At 66.0% G+C, this 21,786-nt stretch carries 13 protein-coding genes and 2 pseudogenes; 12 read left to right on the top strand and 3 right to left on the bottom strand.

Annotation, left to right across the window (positions count from 1 at the left end; translation table 11 throughout):
- Window positions 1-535 precede the first annotated feature (535 nt).
- From EOE48_RS11415 to EOE48_RS11395, 5 genes and pseudogenes are all read left to right on the top strand, one after another.
- Window positions 536-859 carry a DUF736 domain-containing protein gene (locus tag EOE48_RS11415; protein WP_127728998.1) on the top strand — a complete coding sequence of 108 codons (324 nt, stop codon included), beginning with the start codon at window positions 536-538 and terminating at the stop codon, window positions 857-859.
- 318 nt (window positions 860-1,177) lie between these two features.
- Complete coding sequence (locus EOE48_RS11410) at window positions 1,178-2,011, top strand: type IV toxin-antitoxin system AbiEi family antitoxin (RefSeq protein WP_127729067.1); 834 nt, start codon at window positions 1,178-1,180, stop codon at window positions 2,009-2,011.
- Window positions 2,001-2,474 (top strand): nucleotidyl transferase AbiEii/AbiGii toxin family protein, encoded by a 474-nt coding sequence (locus EOE48_RS11405; RefSeq protein ID WP_127728996.1) that lies wholly within the window; start codon window positions 2,001-2,003, stop codon window positions 2,472-2,474. Before EOE48_RS11410 ends, EOE48_RS11405 begins: the two co-directional genes overlap by 11 nt.
- A 27-nt stretch (window positions 2,475-2,501) precedes the next feature.
- A pseudogene (locus tag EOE48_RS11400) lies at window positions 2,502-3,649 on the top strand (IS3 family transposase).
- Window positions 3,650-3,684: 35 nt separating this feature from the next.
- A complete protein-coding gene (locus EOE48_RS11395; RefSeq protein WP_281292752.1) occupies window positions 3,685-4,164 on the top strand; it encodes a nucleotidyl transferase AbiEii/AbiGii toxin family protein in 480 nt (159 codons plus the stop codon).
- Window positions 4,165-4,177: 13 nt separating this feature from the next.
- Here the strand turns inward: EOE48_RS11395 and EOE48_RS11390 are convergent, their stop codons facing one another.
- Window positions 4,178-5,800, bottom strand: a complete 1,623-nt coding sequence (locus EOE48_RS11390; RefSeq protein ID WP_127728992.1) for a DUF4435 domain-containing protein — start codon at window positions 5,798-5,800, stop codon at window positions 4,178-4,180.
- An 815-nt stretch (window positions 5,801-6,615) separates the two neighbouring features.
- Here EOE48_RS11390 and EOE48_RS11385 point away from each other — a divergent pair.
- The 4 genes and pseudogenes from EOE48_RS11385 to EOE48_RS11370 all read left to right on the top strand — a co-directional run bounded on the left by EOE48_RS11385 (window position 6,616) and on the right by EOE48_RS11370 (window position 13,531).
- Entirely contained in the window at window positions 6,616-10,758 is a 4,143-nt protein-coding gene (locus tag EOE48_RS11385) for an NACHT domain-containing protein (RefSeq protein ID WP_127728990.1), read from the top strand.
- A 2-nt stretch (window positions 10,759-10,760) separates the two neighbouring features.
- Window positions 10,761-11,273, top strand: a complete 513-nt coding sequence (locus EOE48_RS11380; protein ID WP_127728988.1) for a hypothetical protein — start codon at window positions 10,761-10,763, stop codon at window positions 11,271-11,273.
- Window positions 11,274-11,328: 55 nt separating this feature from the next.
- Window positions 11,329-11,741, top strand: a pseudogene (locus tag EOE48_RS11375) (IS3 family transposase); the annotation flags it as partial.
- Window positions 11,742-12,091: 350 nt separating this feature from the next.
- Window positions 12,092-13,531, top strand: a complete 1,440-nt coding sequence (locus EOE48_RS11370; protein WP_342791833.1) for an ISNCY family transposase — start codon at window positions 12,092-12,094, stop codon at window positions 13,529-13,531.
- 281 nt (window positions 13,532-13,812) lie between these two features.
- Here the strand turns inward: EOE48_RS11370 and EOE48_RS11365 are convergent, their stop codons facing one another.
- Complete coding sequence (locus EOE48_RS11365) at window positions 13,813-14,970, bottom strand: hypothetical protein (protein ID WP_127728986.1); 1,158 nt, start codon at window positions 14,968-14,970, stop codon at window positions 13,813-13,815.
- A 240-nt stretch (window positions 14,971-15,210) separates the two neighbouring features.
- On the opposite strand from EOE48_RS11365, the gene EOE48_RS11360 reads away from it, so the two are divergent.
- The 3 genes from EOE48_RS11360 to EOE48_RS11350 are packed head-to-tail and all read left to right on the top strand — an operon-like array spanning window position 15,211 to window position 18,981.
- On the top strand, window positions 15,211-16,425 hold the full coding sequence (locus EOE48_RS11360) for an alpha/beta hydrolase family protein (protein ID WP_127728984.1): 1,215 nt from the start codon (window positions 15,211-15,213) through the stop codon (window positions 16,423-16,425).
- Window positions 16,422-17,597 (top strand): caspase family protein, encoded by a 1,176-nt coding sequence (locus EOE48_RS11355; protein ID WP_127728982.1) that lies wholly within the window; start codon window positions 16,422-16,424, stop codon window positions 17,595-17,597. Before EOE48_RS11360 ends, EOE48_RS11355 begins: the two co-directional genes overlap by 4 nt.
- 7 nt (window positions 17,598-17,604) lie before the next feature.
- A complete protein-coding gene (locus EOE48_RS11350; protein ID WP_127728980.1) occupies window positions 17,605-18,981 on the top strand; it encodes a hypothetical protein in 1,377 nt (458 codons plus the stop codon).
- A gap of 12 nt (window positions 18,982-18,993) precedes the next feature.
- Here EOE48_RS11350 and EOE48_RS11345 read toward each other — a convergent pair whose 3' ends face one another.
- The gene (locus EOE48_RS11345) at window positions 18,994-21,774 is read right to left on the bottom strand and encodes a CHAT domain-containing protein (protein ID WP_187371388.1); all 2,781 of its coding nucleotides are present in this window, start codon (window positions 21,772-21,774) and stop codon (window positions 18,994-18,996) included.
- Window positions 21,775-21,786 lie beyond the last annotated feature (12 nt).

Here is a 21,786-nt window from a genome sequence, read left to right as displayed (position 1 = left end):
TCGGTGTTCCCTGCCTCGATGGGGAGATCGGCCGGTGTCCGCAGGATGCCGACGGCACCGTCGTGACGGGTGCTTGCGCGGAATCCGCTCTCCCGGCGAGCTTTCGGTAGACCGGCCCTCCTCGGCGCAAGCGCGTAAGGTAGCAGGAAGGGGCTGGTCCGGCCGGCGCGGCTCCCGCCCGGGTGCGCCGTCGATCCTGGCTCATGGGAGAGCTGTCGCGCAGCCATCGGCATCAGAGCAAGGTTTCCGAGCCGGCCAGGGGTGTTCCCGCCAGCCCGTGCCGGGCCGCCGCCCAGGGGCCTCGTGGATGGGCGGTTCTATCCAGGGCGCCCGGGTCCACCGCAACGGCGAGGCCTGGGTTTCTTCCCCGCCGCCTGACGGCGGCTCCTCGCGGACCAACAAACCCGTTCCCGCGCCGTCCTCCGCTCACGCTGCGGCCTGCCAGGGCAGGTGCGGCGCCGGGCGCCTCCGGCTCTCCGACCACCATCGAGGCCGCAGGGGCGCGGCCGAGAGCAACCGGACGAGGAGAGACATCGTGGCGACCATCGGCACCTTCACCCAGACCCAGACCGGCTTTTCCGGCGACATCGCCACCCTGACGATCCAGGCTCGCAAGATCGCGATCGTGGCGGAGACGGAGCGCAGCGGCGAGAACGCGCCGACCCACCGCATCTACCTCGGCAAGGCCGAGATCGGCGCCGGCTGGGCCAAGGTGTCGAAGGGCGAGCGGGACTACATCTCCGTCAAGATCGACGATCCGAGCCTGCCGGCTCCGCTCTACGCCCGCCTCTTCGCGGACGAGGACGGCAAGACCCACTCGCTGGTCTGGACCCGCTCCACCGGCCGCCGCCCGGACTGACCGAGGCCCTCGCCGCCCCGCCCGAAAGTGCTGGGCTCGACCCTGCGACAGACGGAGACACGAAGATAGCTTATGCGTTCGACACGCTCCGGTATTCTGAGGGCCGCGCGAGACCGGCATCGCTCAACTCTGCCCTCCTAGCCCGGTCCGAGACCGCTTCAAAAATTCCGGTTCTTCGCAGCCTCCTCCTGGGCGTACCCACGGTTGCATGACGCTTTTCTTTAAATATTCTGATTTTTGCACGGTTTTTCCGCATCATATGATGGATCCGTAAAGCACCCCTTGCGAACGCTTTAAAAATAAGAGATTATGCTCGTCATGGCCGAGCGGAAAGATAAAAAGCTAAAGAGCGTCCTCGATCACCTGCCGCCAGGCTTCTACGCGGATAGCAGGTGGTTGACCGCATGCGGCGTGAGCCGCTCCTCGATAGCAGATTACGCTCAGGGAGGGTGGCTCCGGCACGTAGCCCATGGCCTCTACCAACGACCGGGCACGGCATCAGGCAGTGCCCCGCACGACTGGCGGGTGCTTGTGCTCTCCATGCAGGTGCTGATGGGACATCCGATGCATGTGGGTGGCATGACCGCTCTGCAACTGCTCGGTCATCGCCACTACCTTTCGCTCGGCAGCGAAGGGCCAGTCTTCCTTTATGCCGCACGATTCCCGGCTTGGCTCGACAAAACGGTGGTTGATGCGCCGCTGAACCTGCGCAAGACCAGCTTGTTCGGGGGGATGGATATTGGTCTCGACGCTGATCCCGCCACCACGGCAGGTGCAGGCTCGCGCGAATGGTGGGACTGGAAACTGCGCCTGTCCTCGCCTGAACGGGCGATCCTCGAGGCGCTTGATGAATTGCCTGGTGAGGAGAGCTTCCATGCCATCGACGTCGTTTTCCAGAGCCTTGTATCCCTTCGTCCCCGCCGCCAGACGGCACTCCTCGCAGCCTGCCGATCGGTGAAGGTGAAGCGCCTCTTCCTTGTCTTTGCTGCCCGGCATCGGCATAGCTGGTTTAAGCATCTAGACCTGAACGCCATCGATCTGGGGAAGGGCGATCGCTCGCTCGTCAAGGGCGGCAAGCTTCATCCGGCCTACCGGATCACGGTGCCGGCCGATCTTGTGATTGAATCCAGGGACGTAGACCATGGCGGCTGACCGGTATGAACGTCAGGTCCAACTGCTGGTGAACGTCCTGCCCTTCGCTGGTGCAGAGCGGTGCTTTGCTCTCAAAGGAGGCACCGCCATTAACCTGTTCTACCGTGACCTGCCACGCTTGTCGGTAGACATCGACCTTACCTATCTTCCAATAAAAGAGCGTGCTGAGAGCCTTGCTGATATCGACGCGGCGCTCAACCGCATCGCGCGGGCGATCGAGGCTGAGCTACCGGGCGTGCGCACATCGCGGATTGCGGGTGGTGGCGGGGCCGATACGCGAATCCTTGTCCGGCAGGGCGCGACGGAGGTCAAGATTGAAACCTCGCCGGTGACCCGCGGCGTGGTGAATGAACCAACCCCGCGGCGTGTCACGGAGACGGTGGAGGACCGCTTTGGTTTCGCCGAGATCTCTGTCCTGTCTTTCGAAGTGGCCTGCTGCCGGTTTCACGGACACTTGGTTTAGGTGTGATGGTGAAGCCGGAGGTGCTCCATGCAGCGTCGCAAGTTCGGACGTGAGTTCAAGATTGAGGCGGTTCGACTGGTTCGGGAACGTGGTGTCAGTGTCGCGCAGGCCGCGCGCGATCTCGATGTTCACGAGACGATGCTGCACCGTTGGGTGAAGCAGGCGGCGGCCGATCCCCAACACGCTTTTCCCGGTCAGGGGCAGATGAAGCCCGAGCAGATCGAGATCGATCGCCTGCGCAAGGAGGTCGCTCGTCTGTAGGCGGAGCGTGACATCCTAAAAAAGGCCGCCGCATACTTTGCGAGGGACGCGATATGAAGTTCGCTTTCATCGCAAAGCATCGCACCGTCTGGCCGGTCGCGTGGATGTGCGCAACGCTGGGCGTGTCGCGCTCCGGCTTCCACGCGTGGCTCACCCGGCAATCCAGCCAACGCACGCAGGACGACGAAGCGATCTTGGTCAAGGCCCGCGCCAGCTTCGTGGCCAGCGACCGCACCTACGGCGCAAGGCGTGTCTGGCGCGATGTGCTCGCCGAGGGCGTCTCGTGCGGGCTGCACCGCATCGAGCGGATCATGCGCGAGAACGCTCTGCGGGCGCGGCCACGCCGACGTGGTCTGCCGAAGGACGAGGGAGAGCGGGCGACCGCCTCGCCCAATCTTCTGGATCGGCGGTTCGCAGCCGACGCTCCAAACCGGAAGTGGATCGCCGACTTCACGTATATCTGGACGGCTGAGGGTTGGCTCTACGTCGCCGCTGTCATCGACCTGTTCTCGCGCCGTGTCGTGGGCTGGTCGATGCAGACCAGCATGACAGCTCAACTCGTCACGGATGCGCTCGTCATGGCGATCTGGCGCAGAGGCAAGCCGGATGCCTTGCTGCATCACTCGGATCAGGGCTCGCAATATACGAGTGAAGCCTTCCAGCGCCTCATGGCCGAGCATGGCGTGACCTGCTCGATGAGCCGGTCCGGCAACGTGTGGGACAACGCCGCGATGGAGAGCTTCTTCTCCTCGCTGAAGACCGAGCGCACGGCCCGACGGACCTATCGCACGCGGGACGAGGCTCGGGCGGATGTGTTCGACTACATCGAGCGCTTCTACAACCCGGCCCGGCGGCACTCGACCCTGGGCTATCTCAGCCCTGTCGAGTTCGAGAACCGGGCCCAGTTAGCTTAGGATGGTGTCCACCAAACCGGCAGCAGGCCAAAGATTTGTTTGCCGGTAAGATGCACGCCACTCTGGACCGGCAGCATCCACGCGACCTGTATGATATCAAATTACTCTACGAAAACGAGGGGCTGACAGACGATCTTTTTCGAACCTTTCTCGTCTATGTAGCGAGTTCATCGCGTCCGCCTCACGAGTTGCTGCGACCGACGCGTGTTTCCTTGGAGAAGATTTTCGAGCAAGAGTTCCAGGGTATGACAGTGATCGCCGTGCCTCTGGAGGAATTGTCTGCGGTGCGCGAGCGTCTAATCAGGGATATCGAAGCGCGAATGGACTCCAACGTCAGGCGTTTCCTACTTCCCCTGCACGATGCAAAACCCGACTTCGACGCGATTGGCTTGCCGCAAGCGGCGGCATTGCCAGCAGTGCGTTGGAAGGTCCATAACTTAGCTAAAATCAAGGCCGATAACTCTGACAAGCATGCAGAGCAGCGCCGAATTTTGGAGTCCCTCTTCACGGATTGAAGCAGGATTTGCCTTACTCGATGATGGGCAGAACCCCACACAAGGCCTTCACCAAACCCGATCCCCGCTCCTGCAGCAGGAGCCGTGCGACGAAAGCCTCAAGCTCGGTTGGGCCGTGTAGGCCGAGCGACCTTGCCAGGGAATTCAAGAGGCCGCCTTTGTTGTCGTATACCTGCAGTACGGTGGCGAAATCCTCCGCCTCAAGGATCCGGGTTATTTCGGCAAAGTATCCGTCGTATAGATCATGAGGGCTCGTCCTCGTTACCATCTCTTCATATAAGCACGTCAGCTCAGCGATATCTTTAGCCTTGACGCCCATAGCCCGACTTGAATCCCAGATGCGGCTGCTTGTCTGCTTCAAGCTTATACGTTCGGCCTGCCTGCGTGCCGCGTCGAGCACGTCTTTCTTCAGGCGCGCAAACCGACTTTCCACCTCTCTTGCTGGAAACGTTAAGGCTTCTGCGAGTGCGACGAACACATCTTGAATCAGAAGAAGATTTTCAATTTCGCTAACCGGTAGCGCATAAAGGCCATCTTCAAGCCGGCCTGCGGCATCGACAGTTCTGTTGTCTCTGTCAACAAGACCTGCGCAGTGCAACCAATGAAGGGGCATTTGCATTCTGAAGCTACGGACCAGTTGAATGACTTGCCTGCAGGACTCTACAGGCATCACCGTAAAGTCCTTGTACACCGCCTTGTATATGAGATGGTCCAGGCCTCCCGTCTGTCCCTCAACGAAGAGGATGGGCTTCCTACTTCCCACAATGCGGGCCAGCACATCGAGGGGAACGTCAGATCCGGATGGGAGTGCCTCAAGCGTCCAACTGGGAGGCGAGTCCTGTACCGTCTGCTTTCGCTTCTTTACAGTGATTTGCTTGAACGTTGGAGGCGTATAGTCAAGTACAGCGTACATCCTGGCGCCGCGGCGAGAAGCTGCAAAATCGATATCGTGAGTTATGTATATGAACGAGCAGTCTGGTCGAGCTCGTTCAACTGCGTCCCAAAGTCGGACCAGCAGTGCCCGGCTCATGTGTAGCTCGGGCTCATCTACAATAAGAAGGCTCTCTTGCGAAAGTAATAGGGCCTGGCCCAGCATGTAAACTATCAATCTCTCCCCATCACTCATTTCAGCGCCCTCGTACGGCGCCCCGTCGCTGCTTGCTCTGATTACTCGAATGGTGTGCTCAGAGAAGATAAGGCGCTGATAGGGGATCAAATCCGCCCAAATGGCCTGTAACCGATCGATCAAGGTTGAAGGGCGTTTCGACGTCGCTTTGCCCGAGGAAGCCGCGTGGGCGTATTCCAAGGCTCGGTATTGTTGAGCGAACAAAGCCGTTAACACCTCGTCGTAGTTAAATTCGATAGAACCAGGCGACAATTTTTTCGGTTTTTTGTCACCCCTGCTGCGTCTTAAGCTCGCTATCGCTCGATCATAGTCCTCGGAAAATACCTCGTCTGGCATTTCGAGAGATCGCTGTGCAGCGATGCGATGAGATATTCCCGAAGATATAAGATCATCTATGTAAACTCCTAGCCGGGTCTTTCCCGTCCCGTTCGGTCCCAGCAATACAACAGGCCTACTGGGCTCGATCTCCACAGTTACTGCGCCTGCGGCTGCGGGGATCTCGAGCTTCACGAAACACCTCAGGATGTCGGTATATCTGGCAACAACTAGCAGTTCGCAGCTATCTTCGCAAACTTATTAACCGGGATTTCTTGTATCAAGCCGGCTTGTAGGCTATCTAACAGACCCAACAATAGAGATGTTAAAAATACACAGCTTAAAGGCAGAAGTAGCGAGCGATTGAGGTAGCCGTTTTGGCCGGTGATGCAGATGGGAACAGGAGTATTCCGCCTCCTGTATCCCTTCCGGGAGGGGAGGGGGTTAGATTACAGGCGCTCTCCCCCGCTCAGCTAAGGTCGACTCTCTGTGTTTCACGCCAACACGCCATAGGATCTCCCAATACAGCAGATGAATTATCCGTGGTAATACTCCGAACCAACGTCTTGTTTTAAAAATTTGTGCGAATGCGCGTTGTAGTCTGGGCGGAACCCCGGTGACTGGCGCAGCGTGCTCGCTTTCATGACAGCCAGAGTCGCGTACCCGGCACTGCTGCGGACTGATCCGGCTCCAGCCGTCCCCGCTGATCGAGCGTTCGCGCCGGTATGGGATCCGTCGTCCAGCACGATGAGGCGAATGCCCGCCCCGCGCGAGGCCGCGATCGCCTTGCGACGCATCCGTGAGACTGGACTCACTAGTCGGAAGCCGGCCAGCTTTGCCGGATAGTCCCCGTGCTGCATAGTGCCCCTGCTCTGCGGAGCCTGCTGTGGCGGGACGGGCGCGGTGAGATGCGACGAACGATCCGGGCTTCCCTGCACGTCATGACGGTCGCCGCCCTGACGGGGTGCCTGCCCGCGCACGGGCAGCCGGAGGATCGGGCCCTACCCAGAATGGCCGAGCAACTCCGGTTGCCCCAGCTTCGCAGCCACTTGACGCCGGAACGACGGAAGATGCTCGTCGGCCGGCTCTTGGCCCAGATCGATCCTGCGGATGTCGACGGGGCCATCGCGGCGGTCGAATTGCTCGGGGAGGCGCCGCAAGACTTCGTCGACGAGGCCGTCTCTCGACTGCGGCAGTCAGCCCAGCTCGAACGGGTCTTCGCTGTCGCGAGCGAGGAGCAGAAAAGCATCTTTAGAAACTCCGCCGTGATCAACCGGGTGGGTTTGCGGGAGGTGCTGTGGCGCGATCACCTGGAGTCCTTCCGGGCGGCCTTGGCGTCGAACAGCGACGCGACGATCGTGGCACTGCTTTCGAGCGCTCAGTCCATGACTCGGCTGCCGGCACCGTTGGCAGATGCGTTACTGGACGCGCTCGAGGCCGACCGGCTCGGCGAACAGGCCCGTCACGAGACCGCGCGGGTGCTCACGGGCAAGTGGGAATCCCTGGACAAGGCCGTGCCGAGGCTGCGTCGCTGGCTGTCCGCGCAGGACCCGGCGAACGAGGCCGCGGCGCTTCGGGAGCGGACCGCCCGTGCGGTCTTAGTGCGGCTCGGCCAGCCCCTCTCGAGCCGGGACCTGGAGAGGATCCTTAACGAAGGCGGTCCGGAGGCGCGCCTTGTCGCTCTGGACCAGTTGAGGCGCGTCGCGCCCGAGCGATGGGCGCGCCTCTATCGCGTCACCGACCAGCCGACCGCCCTTGATGCGTGGGACCTGAAGACCGTCCGGCAATTCATCGAGATGGCGGGGCCCGAGCAGTTGCCCGCCCTGGCACGGTGGACGGCTACGCTGACGCTGCCTTCCGCCCGGAGCGACGCACTCGAATGCCCCGACCTCACGTGGCGGCTCGCCCTGCTAAGCCGGCAGCCGACGCCGCGCGCGTCGAAGTTCGCCACCCTCTGGGGCCTGCTCACGAAAAGATCGTCCTGCCGCATGGACCTGTCGAGGCAGGTTGACACTGCGTTGGTCGAGGTCGCCGACGCCGACCTCGGGCTCTTGGTTCTGGCCGCTCTGGGCCGCGAAGGACCCGGGCAACTCGCGAACATGCCCCTGCGGTTGCCGTCGCTGACGCGATCCCTGACCGACGAACTCGCGGCACGGCTCGCGATGGGGGATGAGACCGGGGCCCGAGCCTTGCTCGATGTCGGTGTCCTGCCTTCCGTGACGGCTCTGGAGGCGCGAGGCTACTGGAAGGTGTTCGGCGGCGATGCAGTCCGGGCACTCACCGTCACGGACCTGCGGGTCTTGCAATCGGTGGAGGGCGCTCCGACAACGGCCTACGCCGCCGCCGCTCGCCTGGCCGCTGACGCAAGAGCGGGCACCCCGATCCGGAGCGCCGCCCTCCTGGCCCTGGCCGACCACCCCGAAACGGGGATGAAGGCATTCATCGACAACCTGTCGGACACGAGCGTGGCCGTCGCCCGCACGGCTCTGATCCTGCTCGCGCGAGCCTACGATTCGGTTTCGGCGACGGGGAGACTGCCCGTGCCGGACGCCGAGTCGGTCGGCCTGGTCAGAACCCGGCCCGACCTGTCCGACGACGCAACCGTCCTCCTGCGCTCGCTGATCCGCCATGATCAGTCGTTCGCAGCCTCATACGCCGATTCCGTCAGTGAGGATCAGTGGCGTACGAAGCCAGGCGAGCTCTGCCTGGCGCAGGCACTGGCCGCGACGCTGAAGCCGGCGCTGCTCGCGCCCGCCTTCAATGCCCTCCATCGCGCGACCAACCGCGAGAGGGACGCCATCCTGGCATGCGTTCTTCTGCTGAGCGAGGCGGGATCGCCCCTGGCCGGATTGGCCGGCGCGTGGCGCGACAGGCCAGTCCCCGACCCGCCGAAGCTGCTCGAGGGCATACGGTCGCTCTGGGAGGACGAGTCGTTCCGAAACGCGACGAGCAGGGAGGTCGGCGCGAGGATCGCCGAGATCGTAGGCCGGGCCGTCGACGACCTGCCCTACCTGCCGGCATCCATGCCGTCGCTCGAGTACTGGCGCGACCAGTTCGCAACGACCGCGCCGGAACAGTCGAAGACCATCGCGTCCGAGTTCAGGAAGCGGTGGATCCTCGCCGGGCTGGCAGGCATTCCGGTCGCCCTGCTGGCGCACCTCGCCCTCTGGGCGCTGCTGTTGACCGCCTATCCGCGATCGCCTCGGCTTCAGGCCGTCGTGTTCTGGAACCCGGTCCTGCGGCGTTTGCTCGGGCTTGGCTACATCGACCTCGTCCTGCTGCATGTCGGTGTCGCGCGGCGCCGGCTGTTCGCGCCGTTCAAGGAGAGTTTCCTAGGAGACATCGCGTCGGGCGACGTCGCGCAGTTGGACCGGCTCTCGTACTTCCAGGACAGTCGCGTCCGGCACCGCGCGACCGTGATGGGCGGGCGCGGCCGGGCAACGGAAACCGAACTCCCCCTCCTGAACGCGCTCTCGGGCCATCGCGGACGCGTCCTGCTGCTCGGCAAATCGGGGCTCGGCAAATCGAGCTTCCTCCGGTTTTCCCTCGCGGCGCGTGCCAGGGAAGGTCGCGACGTCCTCGTCTACATGCGGGCCGACCAATGCCGGCGCGGGGTCGAAGCCGAGATCGAGCAACGCATGAACGGGCTCGGGAAGGAACAGAGCCTCCTCAAGGCCATGATCTACTCAGGAAATATATTCATCTACATCGACGGATACAACGAGGTCGATCTTGCGACCCAGGACCTGATAACCGGGTTCCTGTCCCAGTATCCTTACGCCAGCATCCTAGTGGCGAGCCAGATTCCGCTTCGCGGCTTCGGTACGATCGAGAGCTACACGATCCTGCCGCTGGCGCCCGAAGCGGTCCGCGCGTTCCTGGTCTCGCGCGAGCCCGTGCTCGCCGACGACGCTCCGGTCAGGGGCGAGCTTTTCGTGAAGTCGGCCGAGTGTTTCCTGCAAGAGGTCGCATCCGCCCCGAAGGACGACGTCGAACGCAGGGCCTTCGAGGAGTTCCTGTCGAACCCCATGGATCTCACGTCCGTCGCGCTCCTGCTCGGGGACGGGCGCACGCCGGACCTCTTCGCGTTGGAGGCGCAGCAGTTCGAAGGCATCTCCAGGCGGCTCGCCGAATCGGGCGTCACCTTCCGAACGACAGCCTTCTCCTCGGCGCTGCTCGAGCAACGGCTGAAGGACCAGGAGAACCTGCAAAAGCTTCCGTTCCAGCCCGAGGTCGTCGCCCTGATCGCGGGAAAGCTCGCGTTGGTCCGCACTGACGCCGACGAGGGCGGCGCGATCGCGTCGCAGGAGGTCCGCTTCCGCCACGACCGCATCCGGGACTTCTTCAGCCACTTCGCCCTGCTGGTGCTCGATCAGGAGGCCCGCGCCAGATACGCGGAGGACGCCCGGTTCGCCGGGGTATTCCCGTACCTGGCCCGCGCGTTGCCGGGCGCGGACGCCGAGGACCTGCGGGAACGCCTCATCACGCGGGCAGCCGAGATCGAAGATCACAGAGTCAGCGACAGCTTCGTGCGCGAGTACAGTTGGCGCCTCAGGATTTCCTCCCAGGACCCTGAATGGCTGCTCCTCCACGATCTTCCGGAAGCTCGGGACGCCGACCGCAAGTTATGCGAACTCGCGGAACGCCGCCGGGAGACGGACAACCAGGTGAATGGCGAGCGGGACGTGATCTCGAAGGCCCGCGCGATGACGCGGATCCTCGCGGCATCCGACGAAGGAACCCTGCGCGACGCGGCGGCAACCATCCTCCGGGAGATGGGAGCCGTCGCGGACGACGTGGACGGCGTCGCGAGCGGCAGGCTGCGGGGCCCCGCTGGGCGAGCCTTCCGCGTGGTCGGTCTCGGCCAAACCGGACGGATCAGGCGCGTGCACGTCGAGATCCTGGCAATCTGGGCGAAGACCGCCGATTCGGACCTTCTCGTCGTGACGAATGCCTGCGTGGCCCAGGAGCCGGGCGACCGGCCGCCGGACCTGGACGAGAGCGACGCGAGATTGCTAGAGGATACGGGAATGCGTGTGATCTCCGCGCGCAGGCTGTACGCAGCGTTCGTCGAGGCCCGTGCGTCCGGAGGGACGGTCGACTTCTGGCGGCATTTGGGGATCGAGGCCGAGACGTCGGTGGAGCCCGCCTGACGATGCACGCGACCGCGACCTGCCTGTGCGCCCTTCTCGTCGCTCTTCCGTGCTCGGCCGGGGCCGTCGAGTTCCAGAACAGCTACTTGCGTTTCGAGTTGCCGGCTGGCTGGACCTGCGAACTGGAAAAGACGGAGTTCGTCTGCAACCCACCCCACGTTGAGGGTCAGCCGGTTGGCGCGATCATGGTCCTTGCCGCGAAGATCCCAGGCCCCGACGATGGATTAGGAACGTACCGGAGGCACCTGGAGACCCGTGGAGCCGAACTGGGTCGTCACGGGATCGTCAAGGCGCCGTCGTACACGACGATCGGCGACGCGCTCTGGGTCGACGCGACCCTGAGGGGAGCCGAGATCTCGGGTTACCTCACGAGATATTTGGCGACTGTCAAGCACGGGTTGGCGATACTCTACACCTTCTCGGCGCACGAGACGGTCCGGTCGGAAGTGCAGGGGGCGGCGCTGCTGGCAGTGAGCACGCTGCAGGTCAAGGACACGTGGCGACGGGAACGGTGACCGGCGTCCGACCGCTCGACGCGTAGGGAGCCTGCTGCCGGTGTCACGGACATCGGTTGCCCAGATTTGCGCGGCGCTGAGCGTGTCGCGCTCCGGCTTCGAGCCTGGCTGATCCGGCAACCCAGCCAACGCGCACGGGACGACGACGCGATCCTGGTCAAGGCCCACGCGAGCTTTGTGGCTCGCGACCGAACCTACGGTGCAAGGCGTGTCTGGCGCGACGTGCTGGCCGATGGTGTCTCGTGCGGGTGGCACCGCATCGAGCGGATCATGCGCGAGAATGACCTGCGGGCGCGACCGCGCCGACGTGGACCGCCGCAGGACGAGAGTGAGCGGAGTGCCGCCTCGCCCAATCTCCTAAAGCGGCGATTCGCAGCCGATGCCTCGAAGCGGAAATGGATCGCCGACTTGACGTATATCTGGACGGCTGAGAGCCGAATCTATGTCGCCGCCGTCATCGACCTATTTCTGGGTGAAAAAGAGAGAAGACGATCACGTCTCATTCAGTGCTATCTCGGTGGAGCGGTAACGGATTTTTTCAGGGGAGGGGAGGGGGCTGTGTACATTCGACGGTAGTGCCCTCCCCTGCTGCGGTACCGAACGCATTCCGCCTACAGATTTTGTCGAAAGCCTTGGAGTGCTGTTTGTTGCGTATCCGATAAAATGCTTCATGATCCAGTAGAAACGAGCGCTAGTTCCATAACATTTCTTATGCGAATGTATGCTGTAGGCGCAATGTAGGCGCAAAGTTAGAATGTCCCACCTGGGCAAAGTAGGAATGGCACACTCCCCCGTTTTGCGGAACGCGGGAGGTCGCCATGGGGTGGGTCCTGATGAGCGAGCGCGAGTTGCAGCGGGTCGAGGTGCTGTCGGCGGTTCTGGCTGGGCGGCAAACGGTGACGGGAGCGGCACGTCTTCTGAGTTTGAGTCGGCGACAGGCTCACCGGCTCATCAAGGCTTATCGAACCGATGGCGCTTCGGCCGTTCGTCACAAGGCGCGTGGTCGTCGCTCGAACCGTGCGCTGAGCGACGGGCTGCGTGATCTTGCTCTGACCTACGTGCGGGAGAGCTACTCTGACTTTGGTCCGACGCTTGCGGCGGAGATGCTCCGGAAGCATCACCAGATCACCCTCTCGCGCGAGACACTGCGGACCTGGATGACGGCTGCGGGCTTGTGGCTGTCGCGTCGGCATCGCCGGGTGATGCACCCGCCACGGCTCAGGCGAGAGCGTCTGGGTGAATTGGTTCAGATCGACGGCAGCGAGCACCGTTGGTTCGAGGATCGGGCTGGCCCCTGCACACTTCTGGTGTTCATCGACGACGCGACGGGTCGGTTGATGCAGTTGCGGTTCGTCAAGTCAGAGAGCGCCTTCAGTTACTTCGAGGCGCTGGATGGATACCTGAACAGGCACGGATGGCCCTTGGCCTTCTACTCCGATAAGCATGCGGTCTTCCGGGTCGCCAAGACGGAGGCCAAGGGCGGCCAGGGCATGACTCAGTTCGGTCGCGCGCTCGGCGAGCTTGGGATCGAGATCTTATGTGCCAATTCCAGTCAGGCGAAGGGTCGGGTCGAACGGGCGAACAGGACTTTGCAGGATCGCCTCGTGAAAGAGCTTCGTCTTGCTGGTGTCTCCGACATTGATGGGGCGAACGCCTTCGTGCCGGGCTTCATGGAGAACTTCAACGCGCAATTTGCCCGGGATGCGATCAAGTCTGATGATCTGCATCGTGAGCTGAACCTACCGGGAGACCGTCTCTCGGATATTCTGGCATGGCGGGAGCAGCGCTATGTCGGACAACATCTGGCGCTGTCCTACAAGAGGCGGAGGATCATCCTCGATGAGAGCGATCTGTCGCTCGCGGCGGAGGGTCGTTACGTCGAGATCTATGAATTTGCCGATGGACGCCTCGACGTTCGCTTCAAGGGGATTTCGCTTCCCTACCGCTCCTTCGACAAGGATCAGCGGGTGACGCATACGGAGATCGTTGAGAACAAGCGGCTGTCGGAGGTCTTGGCATGGGTCAAGGAACGTCAGGACGAACTGCGTCCACCGAAAGTCAAGACGAACAGCGAGAAGGGTGGTTACGTCAAGACGGGGCGGCAATCGCCGGGTCGCAAAGGTCTGGCGGCACGGGCTGGCTCTCGTTCTGGGGCGGCAGCCCCACGGCCCGCCCTTGGCGAGGCTGCTGCGATGGTTGGGGTCTCCGCAGCCTCGCCAAGGCCTCCTTCGGTGCAGGATGGCCCAACGGCACCGTGACATTCCTACTTTGCTGCCTCCTGTGACACTTCAAATCAGTTGCAACATATGCTGTAGGCACAAAGCAAGGATGATTCACCGTTGGCCGATCGAAACGGCGCACTCCTCTGTCCGAATGGGTCTTGGAGATTGCTAAGCGGCGGGTCTGCTGAGTGCGCGTAAGCTGCAACAAATTGAAGTTTTCTCGTCATTTTTCCATAAACGGCAGACGATCACTGCCGCCAATACTGAGTAGCGCGCAGGGAGAGAAAGTACAACTGGAGGCGGGTAAGGCAGACTCGTCACGATGCATCCGGAAAGTCCCACCAATCTGTGCGGCGATGGTGTCTCATCGGTTCCAGGATGGCAACTCTCGCGGCCTGAAGCGACACCAACTCCCGCCCGGCCTCGGTCACGGCCTCGCCGGTGGCGCCCTGCAAAAGAACGGCGAAATCGTGGGCGAAGCTCCTCCGGTCGCCCGCCGCTGAGGCTCGGGCACCCCCGGTCTCCCCTCGGACATTCGCACAGCACGCCTCGCAGAGATCGAACGCTCGCGCCATGGTCGGGAGGATGAACGCGACCAGCGCCCCGTGAGCCTCCTCGGTGATGCGCGTCACCTGCTCCGCGCATTCGAAGCGCCACTCGCCCGGCATCTGCCGGCGCAGCAGGGCGAGGCAGAGGCTCATCATCCTGGCGCCGGCGCTCGGATAGGTTCCCTGCACCCCGGCGTTCTGGCGGCTCTGCTCGGTCAGGGACACCGTCAGCGCGCAGGCGTAAAAGATCAGCTGCTGGAGGCTGCCCGCCTGGGCGGGATCGAGGTCGTCGGCATGGGCGATCGACGGCAGCGCACGCCGCGCCTCGTCCGTGGCCAGGAGGATGTCGACGGCGAAATCCAGGAGAAGCTCGTAGGCCGTCGCGTCGGCTTCGAGTTCGAAGACCCGTCCGACCTGCTCCGGCCCGACCCCCGCCAGCGACAGGGCGGGATCGGGGCGGTTCGCCGGTCCCGGCACCTCGTCCCATCGATACGTCGTCTCCGTCGCCGCTACTCCGCCGGCGGAGCGCCGCGCGTCGAGATGCCCGGCCGCGACGTGGGCGTATTCGTGCAACAGGATGAACACGACCGCGACGTTCAGCACGGTCCGACAGACCAGGTCGTAATCCCCGCGCCCCCGGAAGAGCGACGACGCCACGTCGATCAACGGTTCCAAGGCGCGTCCGCGCGGAACGTCCAGCGCCTCGTAGATCTGCGCCAGGCATCCGTCGTTGAGGACGATCCGGAACGTCGTGAAATCCGCCGTCGTCACGCTGGCGTTGAAGGCGAGATCGGTGTCCCCCGACACGCTGACGCCGTCGATCGGGTTCACGAGGTTGAGCAGCACCTGACCGGAGAAGTAGGTGCGCAGCGCGGCCGAGAGCCACGCCGTGTCCTCGTAGTCCGGCCGCTTACCCTCGGCATCCATGACAGACGGCCTCCCGGGACATGCTCGCCCGGCAGCGTAACACCCGCTCCGGCGTGGAGACCAGAGCCCTCCTCGCATGCCGCAGCATCACGACCGTGCGAGGGCCGACCGTCGCACCGCGAAGGCGTCGTGCCGAGATGTTTCGCTCTGGACCGGCCGCCGAAACTCTTCCATGATCCCCGACCGCGAGCAGGTCTGCTGTTCCGGATGCAGTGATACACTCACCGGGAGGATGTCGCGATGCCGCTGGTCTTCGTGCACGGAGTCGCGACGCGGCCGTCCGCCCAACACGCCGCGATGGTCAAGCAGCGCGACGCCTTGTTCCGCTCGCTGGTCTTCAAGCGGGACGACTTGACGATCGTCAATCCGGATTGGGGCAGTTTCGCCGCCAAGTTCGGCGATGATCTTCCCTGGCTGCCCGCGCCGAGGGGCAACGAGATCTTCGACGTCGGCGACGGCGGGCCGCCTGGCGGGCTCGGGCCAGAGGCGCTGGACGGCCGGCTCGCGCTGGGCACCATCGCCGGCACCGACGCGGAGCAGGCCATCGACCTCGTCGCCATGGCGGCGCTCGACGCGGCGATCCGGGACGCGGCGTTGCAGTTCAACGACCCGGACGCCGCCGCGACCGGGGATGCGATGCGTCTCGCGCAAGCGAGCGCCGCCCTGCTCGAGGCGAAGGGCATTGGCCGGAAGGATGGGCCGACAGGAATCGGGACGCTCGCCGCCGCCGATAACGGTGCCTTCGCGGACGCCCTGGACGTGGAACTCGCCCGCGCCGGCGGACCCGTCGAGGCATACGGGATCGGCGACACCGTGCGGGGTGCGATCGGTCATCTGGTGGGCCTCGTCGGCAACGGCGTCAGCGATCTCGTGCTCAAGGCCACGCGCCGCGACCTGAGCCGCGCCGTGTCGCTGTTCCTGGGCGACATCCTCGTCTACCTGCGGGAGCGGGACACGCCCGGCGACCAGGGGACGCGCGCGCGCATCTTCGCGCCGATCCAGGCCGCCCTGGTGGCGGGGGCGACCGCCCCGCGGGCGGCCGGCGAGCCGTTCGTGGTCGTGGGCCACAGCCTCGGCGGCGTGATCCTCTACGATCTCCTCACCGATGACGCGGCGCGGGCCGAGCTCGCCGAGGCGATCGGCGCCCCGATCCGCATCGACGCCCTGTTCACTGTCGGGTCCCAACCCGGCTTCTTCGCCGATCTCGGCCTCTACCCCGGCGGTCGGCCCTCGGACGGGGTCAAGCTGCCGATGCCCGAGGGCGTGCGGCACTGGATGAACGTCTTCGACTACACCGACGTCTTCTCGTTCCAGTGCGGCCAGGCGTTCGAGGGCGTGCGGGACTTCGGCTACGACACGGTCACCGACCTGCTGCGCGCGCACGGCGCCTATTTCCTGCGCCCGAGCTTCTACGGCCGGATGAGGGCGCGCCTCGCGGAGCTCGATCGGGCGTGACGCGGGTCTACGAGGCCGCACAGCCAGGGGGCGGGACCCGGCTCCTGGTCCTCGGGGCGGGCCACTACCCCTTCGCGCAGGCCTCGCGAGCGAAGGTCCCGAAGCTCGCGGACATCGCCAGCGCCGCGCGGAGCGCCGTCGACTTCGCCACGCAGGCGCTCACCGCCTGGCAGACGCTGTTCCGCAGGCCGCTCGCGTCGGTCGACCTGCTGATCAACGACGCGACCGCTCCCGACGGCCTCACTTTCGCCTGCGAGGGCGTCGCGGCGCGCAAGCTCGATGCGCCGGACATGCGCAACATCCCGCGGGCCAGGAGTGACTGGCTCGACGGCGCCGGAGCGAACGACACGCTCGTCTTCTACTGCTCCGGGCACGGCATCTGGCTGCCGTCGGTGAGCAACACGTTCCTGGCGAGCGACTTCGGCTTCGATCCGGAGCTCGTCTGGCCCAACGCGGTCTCGATCGACCTGTTCATCGGGGGGATGGCGGAGCAGAAGCCTCGCGAGCAGTGGCTCATCTTCGACTGCTGCGCCAACCAGGCACCGCCGGGACTCCAGAACGCGCGGCCCGCCGTGTCGCCCCTGATCGAGTCGGTCTCCGGGAGGCGCAAGGCAATGGCCGACACCCACGGGTCCCTGTCGCAAGCGATCGTCTACTCCGCCTCGCAGGGCGCCCCGGCCTTCGGCCGGCAGAACGGACGCTCGCGCTTCATGGACGTGTTCATCGAAGCCTGCACGGGTCCCGGCTTCACCGGCCAGGGCGAGGACGGCCGCTGGGAGCTGAACGTCCAGAGCCTCGAGGACGCGATGGCGAGCTATCGCTTCCGGGTCGCCGCACGGGAGGACGATCCGTACTACACGTTCCCCCGCCTCACCACGACCGATGCCGAGGTGCCGCCGATCCTGATGGCCCGGCCCGCACCGGCGCCCTGCACGCTGCTGGTGACGAGCGAGCCGCCGATCAAGCTGACGCAATGCCGGCTGGACATCCTGCACGACGGGCTCCGGATCGACGGCCAGCAGCCCGGCCCCCTGGCCGAGGAACGGTTCCGGCGGGCGGTCGATCCCTACGCTCTCTACCAGGTCGAGGCAGAATGGCCTGAGAAGCTCGCGGTCCCGGCCTTCTCCGGGACGCGGCGCGCTCTGCCGCCCTTGACCAGAGTGAAGCTGTGAGGCCGCCATGGCAGATCTGACGATCGCGACCGAGGCGGCGCTCGGCCCTCTCACCGTCGAGGTGCTGGGAGAGAGAGGCGAGCGCGTGGGCGGCCGCCTGACCCTGTCGTCCCTGGCCCGGCAGGCGGTCGTCCGGGCGATCCCCCCCGGCGACTACACGGTGGTCGCCACGCGGCCGTCGGGGGAGCGGCTCGTCTCGCCGGTCACGATCGGGCCGGACGGCGGCAACGCCGTGATCGCGATGTCCGGCCGCCCTCCCCAGGATTTCCTCACGGGGGCCGCGCGGCTCGGCCTGACCTACGCGAGCGCGACGCCCGGCGAGAGCGACTTCCGGGTCACGTCCCTCGCCTCGCCGCAAGCCGCCAACGCGGCGTCCCGCGCGACGAGTGCCCTGCTGAGCCACGAGCTGGCCCCCCCGGCCGCAGGCCTGTCGTTCGCCTTCGCCGCCGGCGGTGCCCGGAGCGCGACGCGCACGTCCCGCTACACGCTCGCGTGCTGGCACCACGTCGAGGGAGCCTGGCGGCCGGGGCCGTGCGAGCCGCCGAAGCCGACCGGCGACTACCTTCAGGTCGCCGTGACGCATTCCGCGCCCGTCGCCCTCGGCCTGCTCGGCCAGGACGGGTTCGGGCCGATCGTTATCGTTCCGCCCTTCGCGCAGGGCGTCGACGTCACCTTCCTGGCCTCGGGGGTCGCGATGGTCGGCAGCGCCGAGCGCGCGAACAATCCCTCGGCCGTGCGCGTGCCCGTGGCCCTCTCGGTGCCGCGGGCGCCGGGCCTCGCCGACCTGCTGCTGGGCCTGAATGCCGGCATCCTGCCCAACGCGACCGAGATCCTCGCGGCCGGCCGCGGCCAGGATGCGTCGACCGCCCTCGACCACCTCGCCGGCAAGTTCAGCGATCCCGCGGCCGCCGTCCTGGGCGCGGTCTTCCTCGCCCGCTTCGCCCCGCTCCGCCTGCCCCTGCCCTGGCTGCGGACCCTCAACTGGATCCTGCCCGACGTCGCCGACAGCTGGCTCCTCATGGCCTGGGCCCGGTCCGTGCAGGGCGACGACGGCCTCGCCTGGGACATGACGATCACCGAGCAGCTCCGGCGCGCCGCCGCCTGCCGGTGCACCTACCTCAGCCGGTCGCGAGCCCAACTCGGCACGCTGATGCTGCGCTACGGCCCCTATCCGCGGGCGCGGCAGGAGACTGTGTCGACCCCGCGGCGCAGCCGGACGGGCGACTACCTGGATTTCGGCGCCGATGCGGGCGGCCTCGAAGCGTTCTGGGGCCGGTCGCCGACCCGGCCCGGACGCGGGCCGGACCACCCGCGGAGCGGACCCGCCGGGCCGATCATCCAGATGCGCCAGGGGCTCTTCGTCGGTCAGCCGGGATCCGGCTGACCGCCCAGCGGTCTAGGTCTCTCCGTGGACATAAACGCAGAAGCCGGCCCAGAACCGGGGATTGCGCTGGGCCCGGGACCAAGCCGACTGGACAGCTCGTAGGGCCGTCGGTGCCGCCGCGCCGTCCAGATGGGCGGCATAGAATTCCCGCATGAACCGGGTGGTCTCGTGGTCGTCGATCGCCCAGGCCGAGGCGACGACCGTGCGCGCGCCGGCGGCCAGGAAGGCGTCGGCGAGGGCCAGGATGCCCTCCCCAGGTACAGGCTCGCCGGCACTGGTGTCGCAGGCCGCGAGGACCACGAGTTCCGTTCCGGCGAGCGGCAGAGCCGCGACGTCCCGTGCGAGCAGTAGCCCGTCGTCGTCGCCCTGCAGCGGCCCATTGCGCGTGAGCCACGCCTCCGCTCCAGCGCAGACCAGACCCGCCCTCCAGTCCGGAGCCGGGTGACCGACGACGGCATCCTCCCGCGGCCTACTCCCCCGCACGCCGCGCGGGACCGCAAACCCATGCATTGCCAAGTGGACGAACCGCGCCGGAAGGGCCTCGATGATGGCTTGGCGGGCCGCATGCTTGCCGACGAGGAACGTGCCGTCCATCCTTCCGCGGTCGCGCAGGAACTGGGCGACGGCGGCGGCCTCGCGCCGGCTGCCGTGCAACCGGCCAGTCGGCAGGACGCGGGACTCGTCCTCCCTGGCCATCGCGGCGATCCGGTCCCGCCACGAGACGGCTGGCGCGGGATCGCCGACGACGAGGAAGTCGCGCGGGGGCCGGTCGGGCGCCGCCGTCGCCAAGTCCGGCCCGACCAGGACGATCTCATACCGCTCGCAGAGCGGGGTCCCGTCGCGGTCCGGCAACGCCGGGAACGGCAGGTGAGCGAGGTTGCCGTCGGCGCGCAGGAAGAGCCGGCGCGTGCCGGCGGGCAGATGCGCCGCGAGGGGCCACCATAACGCCCGCGACAGGTCGTTGAGGCGGCGCGCGAGTTCCGGTTCCGGCTCGGCCTCCGCCATCGCCCGCCGGAGCGCGTCGAGGTCGCGGAACTGCCCCGCCACGTTGGGCCACGCGACAAGAGCGGGATGGGGCATCTCCACCGTGGTGACGAAGGCGTAAAGCCGAACGTCGCGCCCCAAGCGACCCTCTTCGATCACCCCCCGTTCGATCGCGACGACGAAGTCTATGGCCGCGTCGCCAGCCTTGAGAGTGCGGGACGGAGGACGAGGACCCGGCGTGAGTGCGGCCTTCTCGCCGAGACGGGGCGCGGCGAGAACTGCTTGACCGTCGAGAGCTGCCAGGGCGAGGGCGAGATCTGCTAGATCAGCGGGCGGATGGCCGGCCGCCTGCAGCCGGCCACCCCACTCGACCACCCGTGACAGTTCGGACCTGACCTCATCGATCGTGCGGGCTTCCTCGGAATGGAAGATCCGGCGCGTTCCGACGGCATTCGTTGCACGGCCCCGCGATGCGAGGACTGCCTCGTGGGCGTGCCGCACCCGTTCCGGCGTCGGAGTGGTCGCGACCAGTCGCAGCAGGCCCGAGACCGCGTCGATCGCGTCGCGACCGCCGATGGCCTCGGACAGCGAGGACTCGGTACCGGCGGATCCTGCGGTCACGTGCCACGCCTCATCCACGATAGCCCGCAGATACCACGCGACGGCGCCGTCTGGATCGCCCTGGCGCTCGGCGAGCAGGCCCCGTTCGCGGGCCAGCACGTGCCGGTAGATCGCCGTCCCCTCCCCGCTGGCCGCGACGAGCGCTGCGGCTTCCGAGATGCGAAGAGAGGCCTGTTCGAACCGCCCGCGCCCGATCAGGGCCTGCGCGTGATGTCGGCGCGCCTCGATCCGCGCGACGACCGCGCCGGGTGCGGTCGCGTCGAGCCAGGCGACCAAACGCCCGAGCAGCCGGTCGGCTGTGGGGAACCGGCCGCGGTCGAGGGTGACGATGCCGAGACCGATCAGGAAATCAGCTCGGGACGAGGAGTCCGCGACCGCGAGGCGGGCGAGCCGCCTGAGGCGCGGGCGTGCTTCGATCCAGTTCCGCGCGTGCGCCCACTCGGTCCATAGATGAGCAGCCTCGACCGTGTAGTCAGCCGCCCCGTCCTCTCGCGGCCACGCCGCCAGGGCCGACCGGCCGAGTTCCGCCGCCAGATCGCTGCGGCCGAATTCGCGCTCGAGGGTCGCGAGCCGTGCTCGCGCCCGGGCGAGGTTTCGGCTCCGGATAATCCCCAGCGCCTCGAAGACGGCGACCGCCGTGACGATCTTTCGCCGAGCGTCGAGGAAGTGACCATGCCTGACATCGAGGTCGGCGGCGATACGCAACACGTCCCAGATCCGATCGGGATCATCGCCCAGGCCATGGATCGACGCGAGACCGACGGCGATGAACGCCGTCGCGGCGGCGTCCTCGTCGAGCTCGCACGCGATCGAGGCGGCGTTGACGGACAGGCCGGACCAGAGCGACGCCGTCTCGGGTGACGACGGCAGCAGGGCGAGCATCCGCTCGCACTCCCGCAGTGCGTCCCGGGACCGGCCCTGGTGGAAGAGGGCCGTCGCCCGAACGTTGCGCGCGAGCGCCTGCCCCTCGATCGCGTCGGCGCCGAGGAACGCCGTGGCGGCGACGAGGTCGTCACACCGAGCGATGGCCGCATTGAGCCCTTCGGGCGTTCCCAAGGCGAGATCCTCGCGAGCCCGGGCAAGCCGTCGGTCGAACACGCGTCCGCATTCGTCGAGGAGGGGCCGCCATGCGGAGATCGGGGCGCCGGAGGCCTTCATGGCGCGGGCGCGCAGGCCACGCTCCGCCACCCGCCAAGCTCC

This window comes from Methylobacterium oryzihabitans, from assembly GCF_004004555.2.
Classification (GTDB): Bacteria; Pseudomonadota; Alphaproteobacteria; order Rhizobiales; family Beijerinckiaceae; genus Methylobacterium; species Methylobacterium oryzihabitans.
This window is presented reverse-complemented; position numbering and strand designations above follow the sequence as displayed.

Coding starts and splice junctions, on each gene's coding strand:
- EOE48_RS11350 (WP_127728980.1), top strand. CDS start 17,605: ATGGCAGATCTGACGATCGCGACCGAGGCGGCGCTCGGCCCTCTCACC.
- EOE48_RS11365 (WP_127728986.1), bottom strand. CDS start 14,970: ATGGATGCCGAGGGTAAGCGGCCGGACTACGAGGACACGGCGTGGCTC.
- EOE48_RS11370 (WP_342791833.1), top strand. CDS start 12,092: ATGGGGTGGGTCCTGATGAGCGAGCGCGAGTTGCAGCGGGTCGAGGTG.
- EOE48_RS11410 (WP_127729067.1), top strand. CDS start 1,178: ATGGCCGAGCGGAAAGATAAAAAGCTAAAGAGCGTCCTCGATCACCTG.
- EOE48_RS11385 (WP_127728990.1), top strand. CDS start 6,616: ATGGCCGAGCAACTCCGGTTGCCCCAGCTTCGCAGCCACTTGACGCCG.
- EOE48_RS11360 (WP_127728984.1), top strand. CDS start 15,211: ATGCCGCTGGTCTTCGTGCACGGAGTCGCGACGCGGCCGTCCGCCCAA.
- EOE48_RS11405 (WP_127728996.1), top strand. CDS start 2,001: ATGGCGGCTGACCGGTATGAACGTCAGGTCCAACTGCTGGTGAACGTC.
- EOE48_RS11380 (WP_127728988.1), top strand. CDS start 10,761: ATGCACGCGACCGCGACCTGCCTGTGCGCCCTTCTCGTCGCTCTTCCG.